This is a genomic window from Algoriphagus sp. TR-M9, from assembly GCF_027594545.1.
GTDB lineage: Bacteria > Bacteroidota > Bacteroidia > Cytophagales > Cyclobacteriaceae > Algoriphagus > Algoriphagus halophytocola.
Genome location: NZ_CP115160.1, coordinates 4,478,609 through 4,491,418 on the forward strand (window position 1 = coordinate 4,478,609; position 12,810 = coordinate 4,491,418).

Genomic DNA, 12,810 nt, shown 5'->3' on the forward strand with positions numbered 1-12,810 from the left:
CCATGAAAAAACTACTTCCTATAATATCCATTGCATTATTTGCCGCTTGTACGGAAAAGCCTAAATCCGTGGAAGTTTCTATTATAGAGGAGCCTAAGAATATCCTTGAGGATCTGACATACTCCATCGATACAGTGGTGGTTGATCCTGGTAATGAACTTTTTAACTTAAAGGATTTATCAGATTTTGGCAAAAGGAATTATTTCTCTGTGTCCCAAAACTCCGACTATCTATATTTCTTTGATCGACACAGTCTTCTTCTCAACGAAATTAATCTCAATTCGATAGAATTGGTAAAGATTTACCCATTCGAAGAAGAGGGACCAGATGGAATAGGAAGGTTCGTTTACACATTCAAAAGTCTACCAAATGGAAATTTTTATGGAAGGGATTTATTTGGAGCTGCTTGGTTTTTTTCCAAGACAGGAAAAAAGATCAAGAAGTTTGAGTTTAATGAGGAAGTACTTTTAAATGACTTCCCCCTTGGTCTTAACCTAGCTAATCAGCTTCAAGTGGATTTGGATCGAAAAAAGCTTTATTCATTGCCAATTTACATAAATGTCAATGAGGTGTTTTTTGCAGTAATGGACTCTTTAGGGCAGAAAGGAAAAATTCTGCAGCTCCCCCAGTTTCGAAAAATAGACAACTATAAAATTGGATATAATAGCGGTAGAGAAGGTGGAGAAGCGAGAAGTGAACAAGTATTTCTACAACAACTTAATGATCTGATATTAATATCTTCTACAGTCGGAAATTCCATCTATATCTACGATCCAGAGCTGGACAGCCTCTGGTATCAGGATTTTGCCCATGAATTGGTGCCTTTGGAGAAAAACGTAAAAGTCAAAAATGAAGTGTTCAGCCGCATGGAATTCCATGCCGAAGCATCTAAGCTTCATACCCAAATCAACTATTATGATTTTTACTGGGATGAGATGACCCAGAGGTATTATCGATTTGCTAACAAAGGCCTTCCACTTGCAAATGTAGATGCTCCTAAGCACTACGAATACTTCATGTTTGCATACGACAAGGACTTAACTCTCAAAGGGGAAACTAAGCTGGAAGTTCTCAGGGAATTACCTCTCGGAGGCTTCTTCAAAGACGGCAAACTCTATTCCTACGTCAACCTAGAAGACGAGCTCGGCTTCGCTGTATTCACTTTTGATTTTTAAAAAACTATGAAAAGACCACTCATTCTTATCCTAATAACGGTAGTTTGCCACTCCTGCAGTAAACAATCTAATGAATCCGAGCAAGGCGAATTTGACTTTTCTTATTCCATCGATACCGTGATGGTAGATCCAGGAGATGAGATTATTTATTTGAAAAGAGGGCTAAACACTGCTGCACTTTCTCCTGATAATACACAGCTTTTCAATTTCAATCCTGATCTCGCTGAGTTTGAAGTCATCGATTTGGATAATTTGAAACTTCAGAGAAGAATCAAAATGGAAAAGGAAGGACCACTTGGTACAGGAAATCCAAGAAATGTTTTGATTTCTACTGATGGCAGGTTCTTTTTTACAAGTTTCGTAGATGTCCGAGAATTCAATTCTCAGTTGGATTCTATGGAGACCTATAAAATCCGCACAGAAAAATTTGAAGCATTGAATCTGAATGAAGCCTTGGGTGCTGATTACCAAATTTCTCCCGATGGCAAATATCTGTTTGTCCCATATGGTCCTGAAGATTACCTAAAACCAAACACAGGACTAGTGATCTTAAAACTAGAAGATCTGTCTTTAAAAAAAATCCCTATGGATCTATGGGAACGTGCTCATGCATACGTAAGAACTTTTCTTCAAGACGGAGAGCCGGTATCTTGGACAAATGAATTTGTATATGCCGATCCCATAGACCACCGTGTTCTTCTTTCCTCTCACAATTTCAACGAAGTCTATATTTTGGACTTAACTACAGATTCCATTTCCCATAAGGTTTTTCATTCTACTATCACCCAAGACAGTAAAAAAATCCCTTCCAAAACCACATTCGATTCGCCCAGTGAGATGCGTGGGGTATTTCAAGATCAAGGGGATCAAGTAGAGTTTAGTAAGTTCTATTATGACGACAGCCGGGAAATATTCATGCGCTTTTCACGGGACCTAGATCGAAAGATCGGAGACTCATCAGTGTACAAGCATGTCACGACTCTATTTGATATAAACCTCAATCAACTTCATGAGGAAGAGATCCCAATACCCTTTTTCGGATTCAAGTTCTTCAAAGACGGCAAGCTCTACTCTTATGTCAACGTCGAGGACGAGCTCGGCTTGGCAGTATTCACTTTTGATTTTTAAAAACTATGAAAAAACTATTTTCCATTACACTTCTTGTCCTATTTGTTTCCTGTGGAGCCAAAGAATCAGAACATGAGGAATCTTTAAATCTCCTTGAAAACCTGACTTTCACCGTGGACACCTTGGTGGTAGATGTGGGCGAGGAGATTTTTAATCCCGGAGCCTATTATGTAAATGATCTAAGCCCTGATCAATCCAAGGCGTATTTTCTCTATATGGAAAATGAAATCCATGAAATTGATCTAGAGCATATGAAGCTTCTGAATCGCTATGTATTTCAACAAGATGGACCCGATGCAATACCCCAATATCCAAATACCTTTCAAATTTTACCGGACGATGAGGTGTTTTTGGGAGGATATGCTCAAACTGGGCTTTTTAAAATCTCGGGAGAAAATGTCGCTTCTTTTAAAGTGAGACCAGAAAATCTAGAAGGAATCCCTAATGACGCCCCCTATTCCATGACCAATTCGCTTCATATCAGTCCGGATAAATCCACGATGGTTTCCCTGCCAAATATTTTTGGAGAAGCCATTGAAGGACTGGCAGTGATCAACATTGCCGACATGAGCGCCAAGATCCTGGACCTACCTGCATTGGAACTGACTAGTAAATACCAACTTGTGTTTAGAGAAGGAAATGGAGCTACTGCCATTGGGGACTTTGACAGAATTAAATTCCTGAATAATCAATTTATCATCCACAGTGGAGCCACTTCAGATATATACAGGTATGATTGGAAAACGGACTCTCTCCAACTCCTCAATTTTCCCCATCAGCTAGTTCCTAGCTCCAAAACCGAAGAGATTTCCGCTAACATTGATTCTCGAGAGGCCTTGTTTGAACAAAGAAAAACCCTCAGAAAGCAAATCACTTTCAGTGAGTTCTTTTGGGACAAAGAAAAAGAAATGTATTTCAGGTTTGCGGTTATGAACGCGCAATACAATGATGAAGGCAGGGAAATAGGATCGGATGTATATCTATTTTCTTATGATAAAGATTGGAAGCTAACAGGAGAAAAGCTTGTCGAAGAATTAGACCATCAACCCTATGCAGCATTTATGAAGGATGGCAAATTCTATACTAGATGGGTGGTCGGCGAAAACCCAGCTTTTGTTGTTTACAGCTTTGATTTTTAAAAAATTATGAAATCGAGCATGAGGGATATCGTCAAAATCAGAGATTATTATTCATCTGCGAGATTCTCCCGCAGAAAAATCGGGACAGGCTATCTGACCATTAAAAAATTAATAACAAACAGATGAAAAAACTACTCACACTACTATTCCTTTCTGCCCTCTTTTCTTGCGGAGCAGGCTCTTCGGATTCGGAAGAACTAACTGATTTTCCTTTTTCTTTTACCAGGGATACCGTCCAGGTGGATCCTGGAGACCACTTGGTGTTCATCAGCAATTACATGAGCTCCGCGGCGGTTTCTCCGGATCAGAAAACTTTGTATAACCTGAACACCAAAGCTCCCGAACTAGAGATTATAGATCTGGAGACATTGGCGTATCAGGAATCTATCCCTTTGGAAAAAGAAGGCCCGGAGGGTATTGGCACCTTTGTTTCAGACTTTGCCGTGTCAGAGGGTGGAGACTTTATCTTTCAGGGCTATAGATCCTTTGTGAAAGCTAATGCTGCGCTAGATCAGTACGAAATATTTAAGTTTGATGCTCAGCACCTGAAAGGAGACAGCCTGGCCGAAAAGGAGGGCGTGGATTTCGGGTCCATCCCCTCTCTAGATGGAAACTTCCTTTTTGCGACCTATTCGGTACAGGAGTTTGGAGGAGCGGCAAAGGGGCTGGCCATAGTGGATTTGCGCACCAAGGAGCTACAAAAAATCCCCATCCCAGAACTGGAATCCCTGACAGATTTTAATATCAATCAGTTTGACGAGAAGGGAAATCCCCGCATGAGCACCATAGAGCGAATTTGGCTTTTACAGGTAGGAGACAAAGTCTATTTGACGAATACATCACGAAATGAGGCTTTTATCTATGATTTGCAAGCAGATTCCTTACAGAAAAAGACTTTTCATTCCTTACTGACTTCGGATTCGAAAAAGGGACTTTATACCAAAACTACCAATAGCGACAAGGAAATGAGTGATGCCTGGGCTGAAAAGAACAGGGAGGTGAATTTCAACAATCTGGTGTATGATGATAAGAACAAAAAATTCTGGAGAGTAAGCACTGAAATGGACCGCATGATCGCCGACTCCGTAGTGAACAAAAAAGTGTTGACCATTTTTGACCAGGACCTCAATCAGCTGCATGAGCAGCAAATAGATTTTAACCTATCCCAAAGCCTAGCCTTCTTCAAAAACGGCACACTCTATACATTCATCAATCTAGAAGATGAGTTGGGCTTCGTCAGAATCAAACCAACTTATGAATAAAATCAAACTACTTACTCCGATTATTTTAGCAGTATTAGCCAGTTGCGGGACCAAAGAGTACGTTGATAAAACAAATGAAAGCGCCTTGAATTCCTCAATTGATTTCTCTTATGAAGTGGATACAGTGCTGATTGATGCAGGCGGCGAGTTTCTGTTTTTAAACATGGATCTATACTTTTCAGATTATTCTACCAATGAAGGATTTTTTTATAATCTTAACCCAGAATCTGGTAGAATGGAGGTCATGGATTTGGATAAAAATGCATTGCAAGAAATCATTCAGTATGACCTGGACGGCCCAAACAATGTAAAGGGAATGGCCATCACCGGGATCAAAAAGGCAGATTCAGGCGATTTGTTTTTTATGAATTACTTTTCGCTGGTTCAATTGGATTCCAGTAACACAAAAATAGCTTCTTACAAATTGACCAACGAATTTCTAAACGGGGATGAACTGGCGGCAAATGATGAAATTGATGGGATGGGTAAGATCGATAAAGACGGAAAGTACTTCGTCAGCTTTTATGGGGATTATAGCAGAAAAGACGGGCTGAAGGGAATCGCCAGAATCAGTCTCGCTGACAGTTCCTTGCGGCTCTTTCCTCTGGACTTTTGGGGGGACTTGGATAAGTATGAAGTAAGCATGGATCCAGGAGGAGGAAGAGCCATTTCAGCACCTGAAGCAAAATTTCTCGTAGCGAATGGAGAAGATTTTATCGTCTCTACCACAGCAAAAAATGAACTCTGGCAATATAGCAATGAGGTGGATAGTATAATCAATCATCAATATTCCAGCCAATTCACAGAAAATATAAAGCCCGGTAAATTTCAACAAATAGCCAAAAACCAGACAGAATTTGATGAGCTTATTCAGCAGAAAGTTGACGAGGTGGTATTTGGTCCACTAGTGAAGGATGAGGCTTCAGGCAGATTTTACAGATACTCTCGTGAGCTGGACAAAAGTTCTAACAACTATACCTATGTGCTTGCCATCTTTGATCAGGAACTAAATCAACTCCATGAGGAAAAGCTGAGAGAAGATGTGGCTATTCCTGGAAAGTATTTGCCAGGGGGGATGGCCTTTGTTCACATGGGTAATTTGTACAGTTTTCTAAATATTAATGATGAGCTAGCCTTTGTCCGCTTAAAACCTATTATAAACCATGAATAAAATCAAACTACTCACTCCGATTTTTCTGGCGGTTTTGGCCAGTTGCTCTTCCAAAGAAAGCACTGATAATTCTGGCACCAGCACCGTTGAGTTCACCTATGAGGTGGATACGGTGATGGTGGATGCAGGAGAGGAGTTTATCCATGTAAACTGGAACTTAACCACTTCGGATCTCTCGGAGGATGGAAAGTATTTTTACAACTTCAAAACAGGGGCAGACAAGCCTGGGTTGGAAATCATAGACCTGGAAAACCTGAACTTGGAGCGCGTCATTCCCATGGAGCTGGATGGGCCCAATGCTATCCGCTCGCCTTATATGTCTGATGTGTATTTGCTTTCGGATGGCACCTTTTATCTTTCTGACAGCTACGTTTTATATCTTTTTGATCAGGAAGGGAATAAGCGCTCTGAGCTGACCTTTGCTAATCATGATTTCGATGGAGACAAGCTTCCTGAAGAGCTGCGGATAGACCTCAATCAGGCATTTGACGAAGCAGGTAATCGGGTGGTTACTTTTTACTCCGATCAAAAACTGGAGAAAGCTCCCTTAGGAATCGCTGTTTTTGATCTTGAGAACAAACAGTTTTTCTATAAACCAGTACCTCTTTTAAGCGAAATGGAGAAGTACCGCACCAATTACTACATAGATGATTATCCCGTTGGAGCGATGTTTTCATCCTTTTACCTATTGACCAAAGGAGACTCATTGATTGTATCCAATAGCGGATCCAATGAACTGTATTTTTATAATCTGAAGACTGACTCAGTCAGCTCCAAAGCCTATTCCAGCCAATACACCAGTTTTGAGATCACTAAGTCCTTTCCGGAGCGCGTGGACTCAGAAGCGGAATACCGAAGCTTGATTCAGGAAACCAGGAAAAATGTACACTATGGCTCCCTGATTTTTGACGGGCAGCACGATGTCTACTGGAGGTTCAGCAAGGAAATGGACCGCATGAAAGGCGATACACTGGTTTATAAAAATGTACTCACAGCTTTTGATCCCCAATTCAATCAACTGCATGAAGAGCTCCTGCCAGAGGATTTTGAGGTTCCATATAAAGCCTTTGTGAGAAAGGGCATGATCTATACATTTTTGAATATAGACGATGAGGTAGCATTTGTGAGATATAACCCAAGTTTTGAAAAATGAACAGACTTCTTGCTTTTCTTTTTGTGCCAGTGATTTTCAGTTGCTCTGCCAAATTGGAAAAGGAAGAAGTATTGGCTGAGGAAAGTAGCGCTTTGCTCTTTGATTACACCTTGGATACGGTGATAATAGATTCCGGGGACTCCAAGCCTTACCTGGATATGAAGTTGGTATCCTCGGATTATGTGGCCTCGGAAGGATTGCTGTACAATCTGGATCCGGGTACCGGAAGGGTAGATGTGATTGATATTGCTGCGCAAAAGCTCACCGATCAAATCCAATTTGAAATAGATGGACCCAATGGTATCCGTAGGTACTTTCCCACTGGAATCAAAAAGACCAGCGGTGACGATCTGATCATCCGGGACTACTACGATATCCTGCGAATGGGAACGGATAAAAAACTCAAGGATTCCTATCGCCTGCGTAACCATACCCTGGCCGGAGACAATCTCAGAGATGGTCAGGAGATCAACGGCATGGGAGAAGTGGCTCAGGATGGCACTTTCTTCGCAAGCTATTACGGCTATTATCCTTCCAATGGCCCCATCATGGGGTTGGCTAAGGTTGATTTCGCCAGTAAATCCCTGCGACTGATCCCGGTGGATTTCAAGGAGCAGTCTGCCAAGCTCACCATACGCTGGGATTTTCGCGAAGGGAAAAGCACCGTAATTCCCGAATTCAAGTTTCTCACCTTGGATAAGCATAATTTTATTGCTTCCAATACCTACAAAAACGAACTCTGGTACTATGATGCCGGGACAGATTCGGTCTATCACAGGGTATATAAAAGTAAACTCACAGCAAATGTCAAACGCGGGAACTTCCGTAAGCGGGTGCGCTCCATGCGGGAATATACCTTGGCCAAAAACCGGAAATACCAGGAGGTGGTTTTTGGTCCCATCGTCAAGGATCCGACAAAACAGCTTTTCTATCGATATAGCCGGGAGGTGCAGCAGGTTCCCGATCGAGGAGGCAGCTTTTTCCGTTTTGTTTTGACCGTTTTTGATGATCAACTCAACCAAGTTCACGAGGAAAAACTGGCTTTATCCGCCGCGATTCCCGGGGAATACTATGCAAACAAAACCTTTGTCCATCAGGGCATGCTTTATACATTTTTGGATCTAAAAAGCCAGTTGGCTTTTGTCCGACTTAAGCCCACCTTCTATCATGAAAAGAATTAGTTATTTAGTACTCGCCTTTTGTGTTTTTACGGCATGCTCTTCCCCTTCTGAAAAGCTTGTTCAGAAAAAAAGCTTAGCTATTGAGATCGATACAGTGCGGGTGGACAGCAAGGATGAACTCCTGTTTTTGAATTATTTTCTTAATGTATCCTCTTTAGACGCTTCAGGAGATTACCTGTACAATTTCAATATGCCTCAGTTTAGGTTGGAGAAAATCAATATGGAAACCTTAGAACTGGACAGCTTGATCCAGCTGGAAAAGGATGGGCCTAATGCCCTCCAAAATTTTATTTCCACCCTTAAGGTGCTGGACCATGGGGGGTTCTTGTTTTACAATGGAAATACAGTAGTTCAGCTGAATGAAGCGGGCGAAAGAACCATGAATATTAACCTGGTTCAGGAAACCTGGTTTAATGAGTTGATCCCGGAGGGCAAGGGTGTTCTGGGTCAGTCCAGCGGGATTTCAAGTGACGGAAAGCTATTCAGCGCTTTCTACGGAGATCCCGGTATTGGGACCAAGCCAGAGGGAATTGCCCATATCGATCTGGAGTCGAAAACAGGGGAAATCATCCCCACGGAGGAATTTGATTATGTAGCTGGCAGTAGCCTTCTCCTCAGACTGGACGGCATGATCAGGGGAGGAAGTACTGCACTCGTTTTTTTCAATCCAGAGAAAGACAAAATCTTCATGTCCAGTAGCTCTAGAAATGATTTTATGAGCTATGATCTAGCAGCAGATAGCCTGATGGAGAAGCAGTATGAAAGCGCACTTACCAGCAATGCAGTAGAAACAAGTGATCCGGTGATCGTGGAGGATTTGGAAGAATTTCGGCGTCTGGGAGATGAAAAAGATAAGGAGGTAGTGTTTGGTCAGTGGTTTCTAGATCAGGAAAGCGGGAATCGATGGAGATTTTCCAAGGAGATGGACCGGATACTAGCTGAGGATAGTGTGATTTTCAAGACAGTTCTGACCGGGATTGATAAAAATTACGAAATGATCGGAGAAACCGAGCTTCCAGTAGGGTTTCGATTTCCCTATAAAGCTTGGGTTAGAAAAGGAATGATTTACACCTTCTTGAATGAAAATGATGAACTGGCCTTTATTCGGATCAAACCTGAGTTTTAACATGAATAGGATTCTTTATCTGGCAGGTTTGCTATTACTTTTATCTTGTTCTCAACATAGGGAACAAAATCATGATGAGAGAAAGCTTTCGTTTTCATATGAGCTAGACACCCTTAGGGTCGATAGTCAAAACCATTTGTTTAACCTAGCTCATAATTTGCCCATGGTGAAGCTTTCCCCAGATGGACGTTACCTTTATTTCTTCGATGATTATAATTATGCTTTAGATAAAGTAGATATGATTTCAATGAAGTACGATTTGTCAGTTCCGTTGGAAAAAGAAGGTCCCAAAGGAGTCGGAAATTCGTTTGATTTCGCCCCAAAAGATGATGGGACTATTCAATTACTAACAGAAAAGGCATTAATAAAAATAGATGGGAGCGGTAACCTTCTCAATGCCTCGCCTGTCTTGAGTTCCATTTTTGATGTAGAGAAAGAGAAGCAGTTTTTTCGTTACGCTAAAATTTCCAGCGATCAAAGGTTCCTGTTTGGCTTGACCTCTTCGATTAAGCAAGAGCAATACCTGGGTTGGATAGATTTAGTAGATTCTTTGTACCATGAAGTGCTTCCAGATAGTATGAGGTACCGAGAAAACTTAAAAGTTGACTTGGGAAGATTAAGTCTCAGTGGGATGTTTGAACCTGAGTATTTAAACAACCGAATAGTACTTTATCACGATGATGGAATTGACTTTTACACACTTGACCCTGCTTCGAGGACTTGGGTTTTTCATGACTTTTCTCCTGGCTTAATAGAGAAGAGAAAAGCAGGGAATTACCCTAATAAGGGTTCTATGGAGGATCTGCCAAAGATTCTTGAAATGGAGAAACTGGAAATCAATTATCGCCGATTAGTATATGATTCCAAGAATAAGCGCTATTATCGAATAGCATCGAAAAGGAGGGAAAACCAGACTAGAGGCACTGTGCCTAATCAATACCTGCTTGTGTTTTCGGAAGATTTCAAGCTAATACATGAGGAAGATATGTCTGATTTACCGATTTCTCTTCATAGCTATTTTGTACGGGAGGGTAAATTTTGGATTCGAAATCAGGAAACTGAAGAACTGGAGTTTTTAGTTTTTGAATTTAGCCTGAACTAAGTCAGAAATATCTCTTGGACTGACTTTTTGGTTTTAGTCTAACCTCGGTAAGCTCAGTTTGAACCGCATGGCGATCAGGCGAATGGCAATAATCAATGCCACAGAAACCAACAAATTGATGTCCCGGGGCACCTCGAAATAGTTGAGTACTAAATAGAAAATAGCACCCGAAAGACAGGCTGATGCATAGATTTCCTTGCGGAAAAGTATGGGGATTTCATTGGTCAAGGTATCCCGGATCACTCCGCCCATCACAGCTGAAAACATCCCCATGATGGCGGCTATTTCTGGCCTCACGCCTAGATGCAAGGCTTTTTCTACCCCCAAAACTGTGAAAAATGCAATTCCCAAGGTATCAAACAAAAAGAAGGTTTTGCGCAGCCTGCTCAGAAAATTGGGAAAAATAAAGGCGGCCAGAATCCCAACCAAAATCGCATAGAGAAACTTCACATCTCCGATCCAGACCAGGGGATAGCTGTCCAGCAAGATGTCCCGAAGTGTACCTCCGCCTATGGCTGTAATGAAACCAGTAAATCCAGCTCCAAACATATCGTGCTCCCGCTCCCGGACGGCTAATACTCCTGAAATGGCGAATACAATGGTTCCTACCAGTTCTAAGGCATATTGTAAATCCATGGTCTCTCTTTAAAGTTTAATAATTAGAAATACATCCAGTATTTTCATCAGGTTTCATTTCGACCAATGGGAGTACTCTCCATTTTCTCCAGGCCAAAGTAGTACTTTGGAGAGTTTCTTTAATTCATTTATGCTTGGGTCTTTTCGCTGCTGTCAACCTTACCACCTTTCAAACTTATCTACCTCAGCTTTTCTCCATTACAAAAACCCCCATTGCCCGCTGTCCATGCACCAAAACCGACTTGGGAGCTTCCAGAAATAGTAATCCCATATCCTCTAATTTATCCAAATGCCTCTGCTGCAGCAAAAAGCGCTCTGAGCCATCCGGAAGCGTATATCTTCCTCCGCTGACTTCCTTGCTTTGCTCCAGAATTCCTCCGAAAGCGGTACACATCCGAAACCAAAGCGTTCCGCCGGGTTTTAACACTCGAAGCATCTCGTCCATCATCTGCCAGAAGTTGGCCTCATCCATGGCAAAATGCAAAACGGCGGAGCAGATGACCGCATCAAAGGCCTCATAATGAAAAGGAATATCCTCCATTTTGCCCACTTGGAATCTATAGATGTCATAGCTTGGGTCCAGGCTTTTTGCCGCATAACGCAGGTACTGTATGGCCATTTCCTGCTGGTCGATTCCGAAAACCTGATAGCCCGCATGGATGAAATACTGTGCATTTCTACCCTCACCACAGCCTGCATCTAAGATTTTCATCTGTTGGTTAAATCTCCCTTTCAGGATCTGGTCCAGTAGGTAGATATCTATATTTCCGAGTAACTTATTCAGTTCTGAGATTTGCATTTTCCCATTCGTCTAAGGCCAATATTGCTTTTTGTCGGCCGATTTCTATTAATTCTGCTGCCCGGTGAAATTCCAGGGTTCCGGCCTGTTTTCGGGATAGTTTTACCAGTACATCCACCGGATATTGCTGGAGCACCAGCTCACAGAATCTGTCCTGTAAAAGATCAAAAGATCGCTTGAGGAGATTGAAGGAGGAGTAAGAGGGCTCCTTGGCGACTATTTTTTCTTCGGGAAAATATTGGCCCATTTTGGCTTTATAGTCTTTCAGCCATTGAGGAATTTTGAGATAACTATTGCCTGAAGGGTCTTTTTTGGGTGGCTCTACGAATTCCGAATCCAAGCCATTCACATCCACCACCAGTAGTAGATGGTCTTTCCTGTTTCTCAGTAGGGATATAGGAATGGGATTGAGCACACCTCCGTCGATCAGGGAGTTCTTACCTACCAGTGCAGGTACGAATACAGAGGGAATACTCCCTGAGGCACGGATCGCTTCATATAGACTTCCCTTTCTGAAAATTATTTCCTTGCCCGTGATCGCATTGACGGCATTGCAGGAGAAAGGAATTTCCAGGTCCTCTATTTGGCAGTCTGGGACTACATTTTTCAGGGCGTTGTACACTTTTTCGCCCTTGATAAATCCCCGGCTGGAAAAAGTAAAATCCATCAATGAAAATACGTCCAACCTGTCCAGGTGGCAGATCCAATCCTTAAACTGTCCTAGTTTGCCGGCAGCATGCATCCCGCCTACCAGTGCTCCGGCAGAACAACCAGCAATTTCCGCAATATGATAACCTCGGTTTTCCAGTTCTTCTATGACCCCCACATGCGCTAATCCCCGCGCACCGCCGCTACTCAAAACCAAGGATACTGTTTTACTTTTCTCCATAATTGTTAGAGATTAAACAACTAAATTGAAGCCGAAAAACTCTTAACGA

General features: G+C 42.0%; 12 protein-coding genes. 9 read left to right on the forward strand and 3 right to left on the reverse strand.

The window, feature by feature from the left end; translation table 11 throughout:
• The first annotated feature begins 2 nt into the window (after positions 1–2).
• From PBT90_RS19135 to PBT90_RS19175, 9 genes are all read left to right on the forward strand, one after another.
• Positions 3–1,175, forward strand: a complete 1,173-nt coding sequence (locus PBT90_RS19135; RefSeq protein WP_264808102.1) for a DUF4221 domain-containing protein — start codon at positions 3–5, stop codon at positions 1,173–1,175.
• Positions 1,176–1,181: 6 nt separating this feature from the next.
• Positions 1,182–2,303 (forward strand): DUF4221 domain-containing protein, encoded by a 1,122-nt coding sequence (locus PBT90_RS19140; protein ID WP_264808103.1) that lies wholly within the window; start codon positions 1,182–1,184, stop codon positions 2,301–2,303.
• Between the two features lie 5 nt (positions 2,304–2,308).
• Positions 2,309–3,442 carry a DUF4221 domain-containing protein gene (locus tag PBT90_RS19145; RefSeq protein ID WP_264808104.1) on the forward strand — a complete coding sequence of 378 codons (1,134 nt, stop codon included), beginning with the start codon at positions 2,309–2,311 and terminating at the stop codon, positions 3,440–3,442.
• A gap of 122 nt (positions 3,443–3,564) precedes the next feature.
• Complete coding sequence (locus PBT90_RS19150) at positions 3,565–4,704, forward strand: DUF4221 domain-containing protein (RefSeq protein ID WP_264808105.1); 1,140 nt, start codon at positions 3,565–3,567, stop codon at positions 4,702–4,704.
• A complete protein-coding gene (locus tag PBT90_RS19155; protein ID WP_264808106.1) occupies positions 4,697–5,875 on the forward strand; it encodes a DUF4221 domain-containing protein in 1,179 nt (392 codons plus the stop codon). The genes PBT90_RS19150 and PBT90_RS19155 overlap by 8 nt, the downstream gene beginning before the upstream one ends.
• On the forward strand, positions 5,868–7,028 hold the full coding sequence (locus PBT90_RS19160; protein WP_264808107.1) for a DUF4221 domain-containing protein: 1,161 nt from the start codon (positions 5,868–5,870) through the stop codon (positions 7,026–7,028). The genes PBT90_RS19155 and PBT90_RS19160 overlap by 8 nt, the downstream gene beginning before the upstream one ends.
• A complete protein-coding gene (locus PBT90_RS19165) occupies positions 7,025–8,209 on the forward strand; it encodes a DUF4221 family protein (protein ID WP_270130710.1) in 1,185 nt (394 codons plus the stop codon). The genes PBT90_RS19160 and PBT90_RS19165 overlap by 4 nt, the downstream gene beginning before the upstream one ends.
• Positions 8,196–9,335 (forward strand): DUF4221 domain-containing protein, encoded by a 1,140-nt coding sequence (locus PBT90_RS19170; RefSeq protein ID WP_264808109.1) that lies wholly within the window; start codon positions 8,196–8,198, stop codon positions 9,333–9,335. The genes PBT90_RS19165 and PBT90_RS19170 overlap by 14 nt, the downstream gene beginning before the upstream one ends.
• Before the next feature lies 1 nt (position 9,336).
• Complete coding sequence (locus PBT90_RS19175) at positions 9,337–10,437, forward strand: DUF4221 family protein (protein WP_270130713.1); 1,101 nt, start codon at positions 9,337–9,339, stop codon at positions 10,435–10,437.
• Between the two features lie 33 nt (positions 10,438–10,470).
• Here the strand turns inward: PBT90_RS19175 and PBT90_RS19180 are convergent, their stop codons facing one another.
• The 3 genes from PBT90_RS19180 to PBT90_RS19190 all read right to left on the reverse strand — a co-directional run bounded on the left by PBT90_RS19180 (position 10,471) and on the right by PBT90_RS19190 (position 12,761).
• Positions 10,471–11,073, reverse strand: a complete 603-nt coding sequence (locus PBT90_RS19180) for a trimeric intracellular cation channel family protein (RefSeq protein WP_264808111.1) — start codon at positions 11,071–11,073, stop codon at positions 10,471–10,473.
• A gap of 184 nt (positions 11,074–11,257) precedes the next feature.
• A complete protein-coding gene (locus PBT90_RS19185; protein WP_264808112.1) occupies positions 11,258–11,872 on the reverse strand; it encodes a class I SAM-dependent methyltransferase in 615 nt (204 codons plus the stop codon).
• A complete protein-coding gene (locus PBT90_RS19190; RefSeq protein WP_264808113.1) occupies positions 11,850–12,761 on the reverse strand; it encodes a patatin-like phospholipase family protein in 912 nt (303 codons plus the stop codon). The genes PBT90_RS19185 and PBT90_RS19190 overlap by 23 nt, the downstream gene beginning before the upstream one ends.
• Between the last annotated feature and the right edge of the window lie 49 nt (positions 12,762–12,810).